This is a genomic window from Escherichia sp. MOD1-EC6021, from assembly GCF_002965245.1.
Taxonomy (GTDB): Bacteria; Pseudomonadota; Gammaproteobacteria; order Enterobacterales; family Enterobacteriaceae; genus Escherichia; species Escherichia coli_F.
This window is the reverse complement of record NZ_PTRU01000039.1, coordinates 1-15,423: the sequence shown is the minus strand read 5'-3', so window position 1 is coordinate 15,423 and position 15,423 is coordinate 1. Positions and strand designations below refer to the sequence as shown.

Genomic DNA, 15,423 nt, shown 5'->3' with positions numbered 1-15,423 from the left:
CTCAACCCCCTGCAATAACCTGAAAAAGCAGGATCTGGTCGCCATCCTGCACGATATGTTGCGCCCACTGCTCTCGCGGGATGATTTGCTGATTAATCGCCAGCGCCGCGCCCGTTTGTTGTTGATTGAGTTGCTCGAGCAGATCGTGAACAGTTAGCCCGGCGACACACTGCATCGGTTGATCGTTAAACAGGATCTGCATTGCTTCCTCCGCATACCGGGCAACCTGTAGCGCGGCGCAACGCCAGGTTGCGCCATTGGTTTAATTTACCGTCAAACAGTCGAAGATATCCCGCAGGGGTCTCTATTCCACTCAATAGCTTAATTGCTTCCAGTGCCTGTAACGTGCCCATGACCCCGACCACCGGGCCAACCACGCCTGCCGTGCGGCAGTTGCGTTCAGGCTCCTGGTTATCCGGCCACAGGCAGCGGTAACACCCCTGTTCCCAGGGCGGTGTCAGCACCATCAACTGACCACCAAATCCGACCGCGCTGGCGGTGATAAGCGGCGTGTTGAGTGCCACGCAGGCGGTATTAATCTCCTGACGAGTCGCCATATTGTCGGTACAGTCGAGCACCACATCGGCCCGTGCTACCGCATCTTTTAACGCCTCACCCGTTAACCGTTGTTGTAGTGCCGTCAGTTGAATGTCGGGATTTAACTGTGTCAGTCGCTGTTGGCTGACCTGCGATTTCGGGCGATCGATATCTTCAGTGGTAAAGAGGATTTGTCGTTGCAGATTGCTCAAATGCACATCGTCGTCATCTGCCAGTACCAGCGTCCCGACACCAGCTCCCGCCAGGTATAGTGCAGCAGGTGTACCCAACCCACCCAGACCGATAATCAGCACCTGGCTGTCGAGCAGTTTTTGTTGCCCGTCAAGAGCAATATCGTCGAGCAGGATTTGACGGCTATAACGCATAAAATCACGGTCATTCATCGCCAACTCCTGCAATTTCCAGCAACTGTTCCGTTGCCAAACGCCAGTCTGCGGCCTGGGTAATGGCACTGACGACGGCGATACTGCCAACACCTGTCGCCATCACCGCAGGTGCGCGCGGCAGGCTGATACCGCCAATCGCTACAGTGGGATAATCAGCCAGGCGCTCAATGTGCCGTGCCAGCTGTTCCAGCCCCTGCGGTGCAGAAGGCATCTGTTTGGTTTGGGTCGGGAACACATGTCCCAGCGCGATATAAGAAGGACGTGCTGCCAGCGCGACGTCGATCTCCATATCATCATGAGTCGAAACGCCCAGCCGCAGGCCCGCTGCACGGATGGCATTGAGATCGGTGGCTTGCAAATCTTCCTGCCCCAGATGGACGCCATACGCCTGATGCTTAATCGCCAGCCGCCAATAATCGTTGATAAACAGTCGCGCGTTATAGCGGCGGCCCAGCGCAATTGCTGCCACGACATCGGCTTCAACCTCTTCATCGCGCCGATCTTTGATGCGCAGCTGGAGAGTACGCACGCCTGCATCCAACAGACGTTCGATCCACTGTACGCTGTCCACTACCGGGTACAGTCCTAAACGAAAAGGTACGTGAGGAAAATCAGGCTGATACATCACGCTTCCTCCTTACGCAGGTAGATTTCTCCACCTCTGGCACGGAAGTTCTCCGACATATCCGCCATTCCCACTTCAATGGTTTGCGCGGCGGCATAGTCACGCACTTCCTGGCTGATTTTCATCGAGCAGAATTTCGGCCCACACATGGAGCAAAAATGGGCGACTTTACCGGACTCTTGTGGCAGGGTTTCATCGTGATAAGCGCGGGCGGTAAACGGGTCGAGGGCCAGATTAAACTGGTCTTCCCAACGAAATTCGAAGCGGGCTTTCGACATGGCGTTATCGCGAATTTGCGCGCCTGGATGCCCTTTCGCCAGGTCGGCGGCGTGGGCGGCAATCTTATAGGTGATAAGCCCCTGCTTAACATCTTCTTTATTAGGTAGACCCAGATGCTCTTTTGGCGTTACGTAACAGAGCATCGCGCAGCCAAACCAGCCAATCATCGCCGCGCCAATCCCCGATGTGAAGTGGTCATAACCCGGCGCAATATCAGTAGTTAGCGGCCCGAGGGTATAGAACGGTGCTTCGTGGCAGTGCTCTAACTCCTCGGTCATATTGCGGCGGATCATCTGCATCGGCACGTGGCCTGGACCTTCAATCATCACCTGCACGTCATATTCCCAGGCGATTTTGGTCAGTTCGCCCAGCGTATGTAGTTCGGCAAACTGCGCTTCATCGTTGGCGTCCTGAATAGAACCGGGGCGCAGGCCGTCGCCCAAGGACAACGAAACATCATAAGCGGCACAGATTTCACAAATTTCGCGGAAGTGTTGATAGAGGAAATTTTCCTGATGATGGGAGAGGCACCATTTCGCCATAATCGAACCGCCGCGAGAGACGATACCGGTCAGGCGTTTCGCGGTCATCGGCACGTAGCGCAGTAGCACGCCCGCATGGATAGTGAAGTAATCCACACCTTGCTCGGCCTGTTCCAGCAGCGTGTCCCGAAACGCTTCCCAGGTAAGATCTTCAGCGATCCCATTAACCTTCTCCAGCGCCTGGTAGATCGGCACTGTACCAATCGGCACCGGGCTGTTACGCAAAATCCATTCGCGAGTTTCGTGAATATAGCGACCGGTGGAAAGATCCATCACTGTATCCGCCCCCCAGCGCGTAGACCATACCAGCTTTTCCACTTCTTCTTCGATGGAAGAGGTGACTGCCGAGTTGCCGATATTGGCGTTAACCTTCACCAGAAAGTTGCGACCAATAATCATCGGCTCCGATTCCGGATGGTTGATGTTGGCGGGGATAATGGCACGTCCGGCAGCGACTTCATCACGGACAAATTCCGCAGTGATATTTTCCGGCAGACGTGCGCCAAAGCTCATTCCCGGATGCTGGTGGCACAAAACTTCGTTACGAATGCGCTCGCGGCCCATATTCTCGCGGATGGCGATGAATTCCATCTCCGGTGTGATGATGCCCTGGCGGGCGTAGTGCAGTTGTGTGACGCGGTGGCCTGCTTTGGCGCGCTTTGGGGTTAATACGCCGCTAAAACGCAGCTCGTCGAGGCCATCATCTGCCAGCCGTGCTTTAGTGTAATCGGAACTGCGCACGGTAAGTTCTTCGGTATCGCCGCGTGCATCGATCCACGGCTGGCGTAGTTTTGCCAGTCCTTGCTGCACGTTAATGGCGATCTGAGGATCGCCATACGGACCGGAGGTGTCGTAGACCGGAATCGCTTCGTTTTCTTCGTACTGCGGCTGTTCATTGCTGCCGCCGATTAGCGTCGGGCTAAGCTGGATCTCACGCATCGGCACGCGCACGCCGGGTTGTGTGCCAGTGATGTAAATGCGTTTTGAGTTCGGAAAGGCGGTGCCTTCCAGGGTGTCGATAAAATGTTGGGCCTGGGCGCGTTGTTCGCGGCGGGTCAGTTTTGTTGCAGACATAGCTCATTCCAAAAAGTTAAGGACGTGGCTTGTCAGACGACGGATGAAGCAAGAGACGATCGCCGCAAAGGCGATGCGATAGAAGATTAACTCTTGTTCCCTTCGCAGGTATTAGCCTGATCAGGTTCCGCGGATCCCGAATAAACGGTCTCAGCCAGTTAAGGCACTCCGACAAGAAATTAGCCCCGCAAACGGGGCGTTGAATGTAAATTACGCGTTAACAGCGCAGAACTCAAGCAGGATATTTGACGCGGGCGGCGTCAAGCACCAGCAGAATCAGCTTATCTTCCAGCACAAAGCGCGCTTCCATGGCCTCGCCGATGTCAGATAAAACCTGTTGAAACTCAAGGTAATTATCATGATCGATAGCGGTTTCCAGGCTGGAATCGTAGTAATCCATAATCTGTTGGGTATTGGCTTCGAGTTGTGGCCAAATCTTCGCGGCGCGTGCGAGTTGCCCATTGCCTTCCAGTTTATGAAGAATGCGCTCATAAATACTGAAATGTCCGGCAGACAAGTAATCGACCAGGCTCTGACAAAAATCATCAAGGGCTTTTTCGTTTAGCCTCATGTACGATTCTTTGCCAGGCTTAATGCCAACCAGATTGTAGTAAGCCACGAGCAGATGCTTACGTACATGTAGCCAGCGATCAACCAGTTTGTTACTTCCTCTGACGCGCTCCGTCAGGTTATCGAGCTGGTTAAGCATGATTGACTCCGCAAGTTTGTATTCAAAAACTGCTCAGTGAGAAATGTAAAAACCATGTTAAACATGCCAGTGATGCAAAGGTAGTGCAAGAGCTATGGATCGTATAATTGAAAAATTAGATCACGGCTGGTGGGTCGTCAGCCATGAACAAAAATTATGGTTGCCGAAGGGAGAATTGCCATATGGCGAAGCGGCAAATTTCGATCTTGTGGGTCAGCGCGCACTACAAATCGGCGAATGGCAGGGGGAACCTGTTTGGTTAGTACAACAGCAGCGGCGTCACGATATGGGGTCGGTACGTCAGGTCATTGATCTCGATGTTGGGCTGTTTCAACTGGCCGGACGTGGCGTGCAACTGGCGGAGTTTTACCGATCGCATAAATACTGTGGTTACTGCGGGCATGAAATGTATCCGAGCAAAACCGAATGGGCGATGCTGTGCAGCCATTGCCGTGAGCGTTACTACCCGCAAATCGCCCCCTGCATTATTGTTGCCATCCGTCGCGATGATTCGATCCTCCTCGCCCAGCATACCCGCCATCGTAACGGTGTCCATACGGTACTTGCCGGATTCGTCGAAGTGGGCGAAACCCTCGAGCAGGCGGTCGCGCGGGAAGTGATGGAAGAGAGCGGAATTAAAGTTAAAAACTTGCGGTACGTGACTTCCCAGCCGTGGCCGTTTCCCCAGTCGCTGATGACCGCATTTATGGCGGAATATGACAGCGGCGACATCGTGATTGATCCGAAAGAGCTGCTCGAGGCGAACTGGTATCGCTACGATGATTTACCGTTACTTCCGCCGCCCGGCACCGTGGCGCGCCGTCTGATAGAAGATACGGTGGCGATGTGTCGGGCAGAGTATGAGTGATGATACACTGACCGCCTGACGCACTAAGGAACAGCCAAAATGACCGAACTCAAAAACGATCGTTATCTGCGGGCGCTGCTGCGCCAGCCCGTTGATGTCACTCCAGTATGGATGATGCGCCAGGCGGGTCGCTATCTACCGGAATATAAAGCCACGCGCGCCCAGGCGGGCGATTTTATGTCGCTGTGCAAAAATGCAGAGCTGGCGTGCGAAGTGACTTTGCAACCGCTGCGTCGCTATCCGCTGGATGCGGCGATCCTCTTTTCCGATATCCTCACCGTGCCGGACGCGATGGGGTTAGGGCTCTATTTTGAAGCCGGAGAAGGTCCGCGTTTTACCTCGCCAGTCACCTGCAAAGCTGACGTTGATAAACTGCCAATTCCGGACCCGGAAGATGAGCTGGGTTATGTGATGAACGCGGTGCGTACTATTCGCCGCGAACTGAAAGGCGAAGTGCCGCTGATTGGTTTTTCCGGCAGCCCGTGGACGCTGGCGACCTATATGGTGGAAGGTGGCAGCAGCAAAGCGTTCACCGTGATCAAAAAGATGATGTATGCCGATCCACAGGCGCTGCATGCTCTGCTCGATAAACTGGCGAAAAGCGTCACTTTGTATCTGAATGCGCAAATTAAAGCTGGTGCTCAGGCCGTGATGATCTTCGATACCTGGGGCGGCGTGCTCACCGGGCGCGATTATCAACAGTTCTCGCTCTATTACATGCATAAAATAGTTGATGGTTTACTGCGTGAAAACGACGGTCGCCGTGTACCGGTCACCCTGTTTACCAAAGGCGGTGGACAGTGGCTGGAAGCTATGGCGGAAACGGGTTGCGATGCGCTGGGTCTCGACTGGACAACGGATATCGCCGATGCGCGCCGCCGCGTGGGCAATAAAGTCGCGCTGCAGGGTAATATGGATCCGTCGATGCTATACGCGCCACCTGCCCGCATTGAAGAAGAAGTCGCGACTATACTTGCAGGTTTCGGTCACGGCGAAGGTCATGTCTTTAACCTTGGTCACGGCATTCATCAGGATGTGCCGCCAGAACATGCTGGCGTGTTTGTGGAGGCTGTGCATCGGTTGTCTGAACAATATCACCGCTAAGGAGTGATTATGGATCTCGCGTCATTACGCGCTCAACAAATCGAACTGGCTTCTTCTGTGATCCGTGAGGATCGACTTGATAAAGATCCGCCGGATCTGATCGCCGGAGCCGATGTCGGGTTTGAGCAGGGCGGAGAAGTGACGCGAGCGGCGATGGTGCTGCTGAAATACCCCTCTCTTGAGCTGGTGGAGTATAAAGTGGCACGCATCGCCACCACCATGCCTTACATTCCAGGTTTTCTTTCCTTCCGCGAATATCCTGCGCTGCTGGCAGCGTGGAAGATGCTGTCGCAAAAGCCGGATTTAGTGTTTGTCGATGGTCATGGGATCTCGCATCCGCGCCGTCTTGGCGTTGCCAGCCATTTGGGCTTATTAGTGGACGTACCGACCATTGGCGTAGCGAAAAAGCGGTTATGCGGTAAATTCGAGCCGCTCTCCAGCGAACCGGGCGCGCTGGCACCGTTGATGGATAAAGGCGAGCAGCTGGCCTGGGTCTGGCGCAGTAAAGCGCGCTGTAACCCGCTATTTATCGCAACTGGCCATCGTGTCAGCATGGATAGTGCGCTGGCCTGGGTACAACGCTGCATGAAAGGCTATCGTCTGCCGGAGCCAACGCGCTGGGCAGACGCGGTGGCTTCGGAACGTCCGGCGTTCGTGCGCTATACAGCAAATCAGCCCTAATTCAGGTAAACTGCGGATAATTTCCGTATTTGAGAACTCAACATGTTACAAAACCCAATTCATCTGCGTCTGGAGCGCCTGGAAAGCTGGCAGCACGTCACTTTCATGGCTTGCTTATGCGAACGCATGTACCCCAATTACGCCATGTTCTGCCAGCAAACCGGTTTTGGTGATGGGCAAATTTACCGCCGCATTCTCGATCTCATCTGGGAAACACTGACCGTCAAAGACGCAAAAGTGAATTTCGATAGCCAACTGGAGAAATTTGAAGAAGCGATTCCTTCAGCCGACGATTTCGATCTGTACGGCGTTTATCCGGCAATCGATGCTTGCGTGGCGTTAAGTGAACTGGTCCATTCGCGTTTAAGTGGCGAAACGCTCGAACACGCGGTAGAAGTGAGTAAGACCTCCATCACGACCGTGGCGATGCTGGAAATGACTCAGGCTGGCCGTGAAATGAGCGATGAAGAGCTCAAAGAAAACCCAGCTGTAGAGCAAGAGTGGGACATTCAGTGGGAAATATTCCGACTTTTAGCTGAGTGCGAAGAACGCGATATCGAGCTGATAAAAGGCCTTAGGGCAGACCTGCGTGAGGCGGGCGAGAGCAATATTGGTATAATTTTTCAGCAATAAGACCAGAAAACGTGATTTAACGCCTGATTTGTCATACCTGGAGTCTTCCCTTTCGCCCCCCGTCTGGTCTACATTTGGGGGGCGAAAAAAAGTGGCTATCGGTGCGTGTATGCAGGAGAGTGCTATTCTGGCATTTCCGTCGCACTCGATGCTTAGCAAGCGATAAACACATTGTAAGGATAACTTATGAACAAGACTCAACTGATTGATGTAATTGCAGAGAAAGCAGAACTGTCCAAAACCCAGGCTAAAGCTGCTCTGGAGTCCACTCTGGCTGCAATTACTGAGTCTCTGAAAGAAGGCGATGCTGTACAACTGGTTGGTTTCGGTACCTTCAAAGTGAACCACCGCGCTGAGCGTACTGGCCGCAACCCGCAGACCGGTAAAGAAATCAAAATTGCCGCAGCTAACGTGCCGGCATTTGTTTCTGGCAAGGCACTGAAAGACGCAGTTAAGTAAGATTGCGTGGCAGTGAACAGTTTTAACGAAGGGGTGGTTTCACCCCTTTTGTCTTTCTGGCGTCGATCATTGATGCTGGCGGGCGCTCTGTTTCTCACTGCCTGTAGTCACAACTCTTCACTTCCTCCCTTTACCGCCAGTGGATTTGCTGAAGATCAGGGCGCGGTACGTATCTGGCGAAAAGACAGTGGCAATAATGTGCATCTGCTTGCTGTGTTTAGCCCGTGGCGCAGTGGCGATACCACGACACGAGAGTATCGCTGGCAGGGCGATAACCTCACGCTTATCAATATCAATGTTTACAGCAAACCGCCGGTGAATATTCGCGCGCGTTTTGACGATCGCGGCGATCTGAGCTTTATGCAACGTGAATCCGACGGGGAAAAACAGCAGCTTTCTAACGACCAAATCGATTTATACCGTTATCGTGCTGATCAGATCCGCCAGATTAGCGATGCCTTACGTCAGGGGAGAGTCGTGCTGCGCCAGGGGCGCTGGCATGCGATGGAACAGACCGTGACCACCTGCGAAGGGCAAACCATTAAACCTGATTTAGATTCGCAGGCGATAGCGCATATCGAGCGCCGCCAGAGCCGCTCTTCTGTTGATGTCAGCGTGGCATGGCTGGAAGCGCCCGAAGGTTCGCAATTACTGTTAGTGGCAAACTCTGATTTCTGTCGCTGGCAACCCAACGAGAAAACGTTCTGATTTACCAGTGACCCATCCCCATATGACCGCCACCACCGCAGCCGCCGTAACCCATGCCCATTCCGGTACCGCGCGGAATACCCGCTTCAGCCATCGCAATATCTCGTTTCACCCGTAACTCATCTAACGACTGACGCAAATTCTCCATCTCTTTGGCGACCGCGTTAATTTTGCTGCTATCCGGTGGGTTAGCGGCCAACAGGGCATTGTATTCATAACGCTTCGTCACCAGTTGCTGGTGTAGTGCGCTGCTTTGAGCGTAAAAGTCATTATGGATTTTCTGCCACGCCGTCTGTTGTTCGCTGGTTAAAGGCACGGCATTTTGCTGCCACATACCGTGTCCGCCGTGAGCAAATGCAGATGTCGATCCCATCGCCATTGCTGAAAGCGCTATCATCACCAGGGCAATTTTCGTGTTCCGTTTCATGGTTAATCCTCCAGTGGTTGTCTTACTTCGGGTATTGCATCTTTCGTGCCAACGGCGAAACGCTGATATGACGGGCAATATGACATGATAAACGAGTAAAAATGACTCGCCTGCTGTGTGTAGCGAGTCATTTTTACTCATTGAAACTTAAGCCTTTGTGTTAAAGCGCAGGGTAAGTGCTAATAAAAGATGGCATGATTTCTGCTGTCAAAAAGGGATGAACAGGCAAAGAAGAAGATGCGTTTTATGCAGCGATCAAAAGATGCCTTAGCAAAATGGTTAAGCGCGATCCTTCCCGTAGTCATTGTTGGGCTGGTGGGGTTGTTTGCAGTGACCGTGATTCGCGATTATGGGCGCGAGACTGCCGCCGCCAGACAAACTCTGCTGGAAAAAGGCAGTGTACTTATCCGCGCTCTCGAATCCGGCTCGCGCGTCGGTATGGGGATGCGCATGCATCATGCGCAGCAGCAGGCTTTACTGGAAGAAATGGCTGGGCAGCCAGGAGTGCGTTGGTTTGCGGTCACGGATGAACAAGGAACAATCGTGATGCATAGCAACTCCGGCATGGTGGGAAAACAGCTTTATTCCCCGCAGGAAATGCAGCAGTTACATCCGGGAGACGAAGAAGCGTGGCGGCGGATCGATAGCGCAGACGGCGAGCCTGTTCTGGAAATTTATCGCCAGTTTCAACCGATGTTTGCTGCTGGAATGCACCGGATGCGCCATATGCAGCAGTATGCCGCGACACCACAAGCAATTTTTATCGCTTTCGACGCCAGTAACATTGTGAGTGCCGAAGAGCGTGAGCAGAGAAACACCCTGATTATCCTCTTCGCCCTGGCGACGGTCTTGCTGGCAAGCGTGTTGTCATTCTTCTGGTATCGCCGCTATCTTCGCTCGCGCCAGCTGTTACAGGATGAAATGAAGCGCAAAGAGAAGCTGGTGGCGCTGGGACATCTGGCCGCAGGCGTCGCCCATGAAATCCGTAACCCTCTTTCCTCGATTAAAGGGCTGGCGAAATATTTTGCCGAACGCGCACCAGCAGGAGGAGAAGCACATCAATTGGCGCAGGTGATGGCGAAAGAAGCCGACCGTTTAAACCGCGTGGTAAGCGAGCTGCTGGAGCTGGTTAAGCCAACGCATCTGGCTTTGCAGGCGGTGGATCTCAACACGCTGATTAACCACTCATTACAACTGGTAAGCCAAGATGCAAACAGTAGGGAGATCCAATTACGCTTTACCGCCAACGACGCATTGCCGGAGATACAGGCCGATCCGGACCGACTGACTCAGGTCCTGTTGAATCTCTATCTCAATGCTATTCAGGCTATTGGTCAGCATGGCGTGATTAGCGTGACGGCCAGCGAAAGCAGCGCAGGCGTTAAAATAAGCGTAACCGACAGCGGTAAGGGAATTGCGGCGGATCAGCTTGAAGCTATCTTCACCCCGTACTTCACCACCAAAGCCGAAGGCACCGGACTGGGGCTGGCGGTTGTGCATAATATTGTTGAACAACACGGTGGTACAATTCAGGTCGTAAGCCAGGAGGGGAAAGGTGCAACGTTCACCCTCTGGCTTCCGGTCAATATTACGCGTAAGGACCCACAAGGATGACGCACGATAATATCGATATTCTGGTGGTGGATGATGACATTAGCCACTGCACTATCTTGCAGGCATTGCTGCGCGGCTGGGGCTATAACGTCGCGCTGGCGAACAGCGGGCGACAGGCGCTGGAGCAAGTGCGGGAACAGGTTTTTGATCTTGTGCTTTGTGATGTGCGAATGGCAGAGATGGATGGCATCGCCACGCTGAAAGAGATCAAAGCGTTAAATCCGGCAATTCCGGTACTGATTATGACCGCGTACTCCAGCGTCGAGACGGCGGTAGAGGCGTTGAAAACCGGGGCGCTGGATTATCTCATCAAGCCGCTGGATTTCGATAACCTGCAGGCAACCCTGGAAAAGGCGCTTGCGCATACGCACAGTGTTGATGCTGAAACGCCTGCGGTGTCTGCCAGCCAGTTCGGTATGGTCGGTAAAAGCCCGGCGATGCAGCACCTGCTCAGTGAAATTGCCCTCGTCGCGCCATCGGAAGCCACGGTGCTGATCCACGGCGATTCCGGCACCGGTAAAGAGCTGGTCGCCAGGGCGATTCACGCCAGTAGCGCACGGAGTGAAAAGCCGCTGGTAACGCTCAACTGTGCGGCACTCAACGAATCCTTACTGGAATCTGAATTGTTCGGTCACGAAAAAGGGGCGTTTACCGGAGCCGACAAACGGCGGGAAGGGCGCTTTGTTGAGGCGGACGGCGGCACGCTGTTTCTCGATGAAATTGGCGATATCTCGCCGATGATGCAGGTTCGTCTGCTGCGTGCGATTCAGGAGCGCGAAGTTCAGCGTGTCGGCAGCAATCAGACTATCTCGGTTGATGTCCGGCTGATTGCGGCGACTCATCGCGATCTTGCCGCTGAGGTGAATGCCGGGCGTTTTCGCCAGGATCTCTACTATCGCCTGAATGTGGTGGCGATTGAAGTACCGCCGCTGCGTCAGCGGCGGGAAGATATTCCTCTGCTGGCTGGTCATTTTCTGCAGCGCTTTGCCGAACGCAATCGCAAGGCGGTAAAAGGGTTTACGCCCCAGGCGATGGATCTGCTGATTCACTACGACTGGCCGGGAAATATTCGTGAACTGGAAAACGCGGTGGAACGGGCGGTGGTGCTGCTGACCGGGGAATATATTTCCGAACGCGAGCTGCCGCTGGCGATTGCCAGTACGCCGATCCCGCTGGTGCAAAGTCAGGATATTCAGCCGCTGGTGGAAGTCGAAAAAGAAGTGATTCTGGCGGCGCTGGAGAAAACGGGCGGCAACAAAACCGAAGCCGCCCGTCAGTTAGGGATTACGCGCAAAACGCTATTGGCAAAACTGTCGCGTTAGTTCTGCTCGCGTTCGATGGCGCGCCAGCCGATATCCTTCCGGCAGAAGCAATCGTCCCAATGGATATTGGTCATTAAGGCATAAGCGCGTTTCTGCGCTTCTGCCACGGTATGACCCAGCGCGGTGACGCACAGTACGCGCCCGCCGCTGGTTACCACCTGCTCGTCATCCGCCAGTTTTGTGCCCGCGTGGAACACTTTGCCGTCAGACGCTTCTTCCAGCGGCAGGCCGTGGATCACATCGCCGGTGCGGTAATCGCCCGGATATCCACCCGCAGCCATCACCACGCCGAGAGAAGCGCGTTCATCCCACTCGGACGTTTTCTCGTCAAGCGTACCTTCACAGGCCGCCAGGCAAAGCTCAACCAGATCGGACTTCATGCGTAGCATAATCGGCTGGGTTTCCGGATCGCCAAAGCGGCAGTTAAATTCGATAACCTTCGGATTGCCCTGTTTGTCGATCATCAGGCCCGCGTAGAGAAAACCGGTGTAGGTGCTGCCTTCCGCTGCCATGCCTTTCACGGTTGGCCAGATGATACGTTCCATGGTGCGCTGATGAACCTCATCGGTCACCACTGGTGCAGGGGAGTAAGCGCCCATCCCGCCCGTGTTCGGCCCGGTATCTTTATCACCTACGCGTTTGTGGTCCTGACTGGTGGCCATCGGCAGCACATGCTCGCCGTCCACCATCACGATAAAGCTCGCTTCTTCGCCATCGAGGAACTCTTCGATAACGATGCGATGACCCGCGTCGCCAAAAGCGTTGCCCGCCAGCATATCGTGAACAGCCGCTTCCGCTTCTTCCAGCGTCATCGCCACGATAACGCCTTTCCCGGCAGCCAGACCGTCAGCTTTAATAACGATGGGCGCGCCTTTTTCACGCAGATACGCCAGCGCAGGTTCGACCTCGGTGAAGTTCTGGTATTCCGCCGTAGGGATCTTATGGCGGGCCAGGAAATCCTTGGTAAACGCTTTCGAGCCTTCAAGTTGCGCGGCACCTGCGGTTGGGCCGAAGATTTTCAGCCCGGCGGCGCGGAAAGTATCGACCACGCCTTTCACCAGCGGTGCTTCCGGGCCGACGATGGTCAGATCGATCTTTTCGTTTTGTGCGAAATCCAGCAGCGCCGGGATATCGGTCACGCCGATAGCGACGTTTTGCAGCGTGGGTTCCAACGCAGTACCTGCGTTACCCGGAGCAACAAAAACAGTCTCAACCAGCGGCGACTGGGCCGCTTTCCAGGCCAGCGCGTGCTCGCGCCCGCCGTTACCAATGACTAATACTTTCATCTGTCGCTCCATTAATGGCGGAAGTGGCGCATGTCGGTGAAGAGCATCGCAATACCGTGCTCGTCGGCGGCGGCAATTACTTCGTCATCACGGATAGAACCGCCAGGCTGGATTACGCAGGTCACGCCCGCAGCGGCGGCGGCATCAATACCGTCGCGGAACGGGAAGAACGCGTCAGAAGCCATCGAGGAACCTTTCACTTCCAGGCCTTCATCGGCAGCTTTAATACCGGCGATTTTCGCGGAGTACACGCGGCTCATCTGGCCCGCGCCAATACCGATGGTCATATTGTTTTTGGCATAGACGATAGCGTTGGATTTCACGAACTTCGCCACTTTCCAGCAGAACAGTGCATCACGCAGTTCCTGTTCAGTCGGCTGACGTTTGGTGACGACGCGCAGTTCTTCCGCACCGACCATCCCCAGATCGCGATCCTGAACCAGCAGACCACCGTTCACGCGTTTGAAATCAAGGCCTGGAACACGCTCGGCCCACTGACCGCAGGTCAGGACACGTACGTTCTGTTTAGCGGCGGTGATTTTCAACGCTTCTTCGCTGGCGGACGGCGCAATAATCACTTCGACAAACTGACGAGAAATGATGGCCTGTGCGGTTTCAGCATCCAGCTCGCGGTTAAAGGCGATAATGCCGCCGAACGCCGAGGTGGGGTCGGTTTTATACGCGCGATCGTAAGCATCAAGAATGGAATTGCCGATAGCCACACCGCAAGGGTTGGCGTGCTTCACAATCACACATGCCGGCTCGGCGAACTCTTTCACGCACTCCAGCGCCGCATCGGTATCGGCGATGTTGTTATAAGAGAGGGCTTTACCCTGAACCTGGGTTGCGGTGGCAACGGAGGCTTCTTTCACATTCTCTTCTATATAGAAGGCAGCCTGCTGGTGGCTGTTCTCGCCGTAGCGCATATCCTGCTTCTTAATGAAGTTCAGGTTCAGCGTACGCGGGAAGCGACCGGCGGCCTCTTTGCTTTCACCGTGATAAGCCGGAACCATGCTGCCGAAGTAGTTGGCAATCATGCTGTCGTAGGCGGCGGTGTGTTCGAAGGCTTTGATAGCGAGATCGAAACGGGTTGCAAGCGTCAGCGATCCTTCGTTGGCATCCATCTCTTTAATAATGGCGTCGTAGTCGCTGCTCTTCACCACGATTGCGACATCTTTATGGTTCTTGGCGGCGGAGCGCACCATCGTTGGACCACCGATATCGATGTTCTCAACCGCATCTTCCAGAGAGCAACCTTCACGGGCCACGGTCTGGGCGAACGGATAGAGGTTAACAACCACCATATCGATAGGTTGGATCTGATGTTCTTCCATAACGGCATCGTCCTGGCCGCGACGGCCCAGAATGCCACCATGCACTTTTGGATGCAGGGTCTTCACGCGTCCATCCATCATCTCCGGGAAACCGGTGTAATCGGAAACTTCGGTTACCGGCAGACCCTTTTCTGCTAACAGACGAGCAGTGCCCCCTGTAGACAGCAGCTCCACACCGCGTGCGGAAAGTGCCTGGGCGAATTCGACGATACCGGCTTTGTCAGAAACACTGAGCAGAGCGCGGCGGACTGGACGACGTTGTTGCATGGTAAATCCCCTGGATTTGACTATTACAGAGAGCGTTAGCTGAATTTTTCGCGAAAAACTCAGCTAACGCCCCTAACGGGGCATCCTTATTTTTCGCCCGCATTGTAACGAAAACGTTTGCGCAACGCTCGCGAATTTTTCTCTTTCAATGGTGATCACAATTTTGACAGTGTTTACCGTGGGAAAAATACAGAAATTACATTGATGATTGTGGATAACTCTGTGCGTAAAAAGGTATAAAGCGGGGTTTTGCTGGGGAATGCAGCAGTCAGTCATTTTTCTGCAATTTTTCTATTGCGGCCTGCGGAGAACTCCCTATAATGCGCCTCCATCGACACGGCGGATGTGAATCACTTCACACAAACAGCCGGTTCGGTTGAAGAGAAAAATCCTGAAATTCAGGGTTGACTCTGAAAGAGGAAAGCGTAATATACGCCACCTCGCGACAGTGAGCTGAAAGCCGCGTCGCAACTGCTCTTTAACAATTTATCAGACAATCTGTGTGGGCACTCGAAGATACGGATTCTTAACGTCGCAAGACGAAAAA

At 54.0% G+C, this 15,423-nt stretch carries 16 protein-coding genes and 1 riboswitch; of the genes, 8 read left to right on the top strand and 8 right to left on the bottom strand.

All coding sequences use genetic code 11. The annotated features are described in order from the left end of the window. Window position 1 precedes the first annotated feature (1 nt). From thiS to rsd, 5 genes are all read right to left on the bottom strand, one after another. Entirely contained in the window at window positions 2-202 is a 201-nt protein-coding gene (gene thiS / locus BEB54_RS24860) for a sulfur carrier protein ThiS (protein WP_105277821.1), read from the bottom strand. After that, window positions 186-941 (bottom strand): thiazole biosynthesis adenylyltransferase ThiF, encoded by a 756-nt coding sequence (thiF, locus tag BEB54_RS24855; protein ID WP_105277820.1) that lies wholly within the window; start codon window positions 939-941, stop codon window positions 186-188. Before thiF ends, thiS begins: the two co-directional genes overlap by 17 nt. Next, window positions 934-1,569 (bottom strand): thiamine phosphate synthase, encoded by a 636-nt coding sequence (gene thiE / locus BEB54_RS24850; RefSeq protein ID WP_105277819.1) that lies wholly within the window; start codon window positions 1,567-1,569, stop codon window positions 934-936. Before thiE ends, thiF begins: the two co-directional genes overlap by 8 nt. Continuing rightward, on the bottom strand, window positions 1,569-3,464 hold the full coding sequence (thiC, locus tag BEB54_RS24845; RefSeq protein WP_105277818.1) for a phosphomethylpyrimidine synthase ThiC: 1,896 nt from the start codon (window positions 3,462-3,464) through the stop codon (window positions 1,569-1,571). The genes thiE and thiC overlap by 1 nt, the downstream gene beginning before the upstream one ends. Before the next feature lie 80 nt (window positions 3,465-3,544). After that, a riboswitch (TPP riboswitch) is annotated at window positions 3,545-3,645 on the bottom strand. 51 nt (window positions 3,646-3,696) lie between these two features. Then, window positions 3,697-4,173 carry a sigma D regulator gene (gene rsd, locus BEB54_RS24840; protein WP_105282308.1) on the bottom strand — a complete coding sequence of 159 codons (477 nt, stop codon included), beginning with the start codon at window positions 4,171-4,173 and terminating at the stop codon, window positions 3,697-3,699. Window positions 4,174-4,267: 94 nt separating this feature from the next. Here rsd and nudC point away from each other — a divergent pair, with 94 nt between their 5' ends. The 6 genes from nudC to BEB54_RS24810 all read left to right on the top strand — a co-directional run bounded on the left by nudC (window position 4,268) and on the right by BEB54_RS24810 (window position 8,626). After that, complete coding sequence (gene nudC / locus BEB54_RS24835) at window positions 4,268-5,041, top strand: NAD(+) diphosphatase (RefSeq protein ID WP_000373940.1); 774 nt, start codon at window positions 4,268-4,270, stop codon at window positions 5,039-5,041. Between the two features lie 39 nt (window positions 5,042-5,080). Then, complete coding sequence (gene hemE / locus BEB54_RS24830) at window positions 5,081-6,145, top strand: uroporphyrinogen decarboxylase (RefSeq protein WP_000137657.1); 1,065 nt, start codon at window positions 5,081-5,083, stop codon at window positions 6,143-6,145. A 9-nt stretch (window positions 6,146-6,154) separates the two neighbouring features. Further along, window positions 6,155-6,826, top strand: a complete 672-nt coding sequence (nfi, locus tag BEB54_RS24825; RefSeq protein WP_105277817.1) for a deoxyribonuclease V — start codon at window positions 6,155-6,157, stop codon at window positions 6,824-6,826. A gap of 42 nt (window positions 6,827-6,868) precedes the next feature. Next, window positions 6,869-7,459: a YjaG family protein gene (locus tag BEB54_RS24820; protein WP_000940106.1), complete on the top strand. Its 591-nt coding sequence runs from the start codon at window positions 6,869-6,871 to the stop codon at window positions 7,457-7,459. Window positions 7,460-7,645: 186 nt separating this feature from the next. Continuing rightward, window positions 7,646-7,918: a nucleoid-associated protein HU-alpha gene (gene hupA / locus BEB54_RS24815; RefSeq protein ID WP_001044513.1), complete on the top strand. Its 273-nt coding sequence runs from the start codon at window positions 7,646-7,648 to the stop codon at window positions 7,916-7,918. Between the two features lie 12 nt (window positions 7,919-7,930). Beyond that, window positions 7,931-8,626: a DUF1481 domain-containing protein gene (locus BEB54_RS24810; RefSeq protein WP_032243492.1), complete on the top strand. Its 696-nt coding sequence runs from the start codon at window positions 7,931-7,933 to the stop codon at window positions 8,624-8,626. 1 nt (window position 8,627) lies between these two features. On the opposite strand, the gene zraP is transcribed toward BEB54_RS24810, so the two are convergent. Continuing rightward, window positions 8,628-9,053, bottom strand: a complete 426-nt coding sequence (zraP, locus tag BEB54_RS24805) for a zinc resistance sensor/chaperone ZraP (RefSeq protein WP_105277816.1) — start codon at window positions 9,051-9,053, stop codon at window positions 8,628-8,630. Between the two features lie 237 nt (window positions 9,054-9,290). On the opposite strand from zraP, the gene zraS reads away from it, so the two are divergent. Together zraS and zraR are read left to right on the top strand one after the other, a co-directional pair. Then, window positions 9,291-10,667, top strand: coding sequence for a two-component system sensor histidine kinase ZraS (zraS, locus tag BEB54_RS24795; RefSeq protein ID WP_001211881.1), 1,377 nt, complete (start codon window positions 9,291-9,293; stop codon window positions 10,665-10,667). Continuing rightward, complete coding sequence (gene zraR, locus BEB54_RS24790) at window positions 10,664-11,989, top strand: sigma-54-dependent response regulator transcription factor ZraR (protein ID WP_032185266.1); 1,326 nt, start codon at window positions 10,664-10,666, stop codon at window positions 11,987-11,989. The genes zraS and zraR overlap by 4 nt, the downstream gene beginning before the upstream one ends. Here zraR and purD read toward each other — a convergent pair. After that, window positions 11,986-13,275 (bottom strand): phosphoribosylamine--glycine ligase, encoded by a 1,290-nt coding sequence (gene purD / locus BEB54_RS24785; protein ID WP_032185264.1) that lies wholly within the window; start codon window positions 13,273-13,275, stop codon window positions 11,986-11,988. The genes zraR and purD overlap by 4 nt on opposite strands. Before the next feature lie 11 nt (window positions 13,276-13,286). Further along, window positions 13,287-14,876: a bifunctional phosphoribosylaminoimidazolecarboxamide formyltransferase/IMP cyclohydrolase gene (purH, locus tag BEB54_RS24780; protein ID WP_001187581.1), complete on the bottom strand. Its 1,590-nt coding sequence runs from the start codon at window positions 14,874-14,876 to the stop codon at window positions 13,287-13,289. Window positions 14,877-15,423 lie beyond the last annotated feature (547 nt).

Bases quoted from the DNA above. Each gene is read 5' to 3' on its own strand.
- purD (WP_032185264.1), bottom strand. From the start codon at position 13,275: ATGAAAGTATTAGTCATTGGTAACGGCGGGCGCGAGCACGCGCTGGCC.
- thiE (WP_105277819.1), bottom strand. From the start codon at position 1,569: ATGTATCAGCCTGATTTTCCTCACGTACCTTTTCGTTTAGGACTGTAC.
- BEB54_RS24820 (WP_000940106.1), top strand. From the start codon at position 6,869: ATGTTACAAAACCCAATTCATCTGCGTCTGGAGCGCCTGGAAAGCTGG.
- zraS (WP_001211881.1), top strand. From the start codon at position 9,291: ATGCGTTTTATGCAGCGATCAAAAGATGCCTTAGCAAAATGGTTAAGC.
- nudC (WP_000373940.1), top strand. From the start codon at position 4,268: ATGGATCGTATAATTGAAAAATTAGATCACGGCTGGTGGGTCGTCAGC.
- thiF (WP_105277820.1), bottom strand. From the start codon at position 941: ATGAATGACCGTGATTTTATGCGTTATAGCCGTCAAATCCTGCTCGAC.
- zraP (WP_105277816.1), bottom strand. From the start codon at position 9,053: ATGAAACGGAACACGAAAATTGCCCTGGTGATGATAGCGCTTTCAGCA.
- purH (WP_001187581.1), bottom strand. From the start codon at position 14,876: ATGCAACAACGTCGTCCAGTCCGCCGCGCTCTGCTCAGTGTTTCTGAC.
- rsd (WP_105282308.1), bottom strand. From the start codon at position 4,173: ATGCTTAACCAGCTCGATAACCTGACGGAGCGCGTCAGAGGAAGTAAC.
- zraR (WP_032185266.1), top strand. From the start codon at position 10,664: ATGACGCACGATAATATCGATATTCTGGTGGTGGATGATGACATTAGC.
- thiC (WP_105277818.1), bottom strand. From the start codon at position 3,464: ATGTCTGCAACAAAACTGACCCGCCGCGAACAACGCGCCCAGGCCCAA.
- thiS (WP_105277821.1), bottom strand. From the start codon at position 202: ATGCAGATCCTGTTTAACGATCAACCGATGCAGTGTGTCGCCGGGCTA.
- nfi (WP_105277817.1), top strand. From the start codon at position 6,155: ATGGATCTCGCGTCATTACGCGCTCAACAAATCGAACTGGCTTCTTCT.
- hupA (WP_001044513.1), top strand. From the start codon at position 7,646: ATGAACAAGACTCAACTGATTGATGTAATTGCAGAGAAAGCAGAACTG.
- hemE (WP_000137657.1), top strand. From the start codon at position 5,081: ATGACCGAACTCAAAAACGATCGTTATCTGCGGGCGCTGCTGCGCCAG.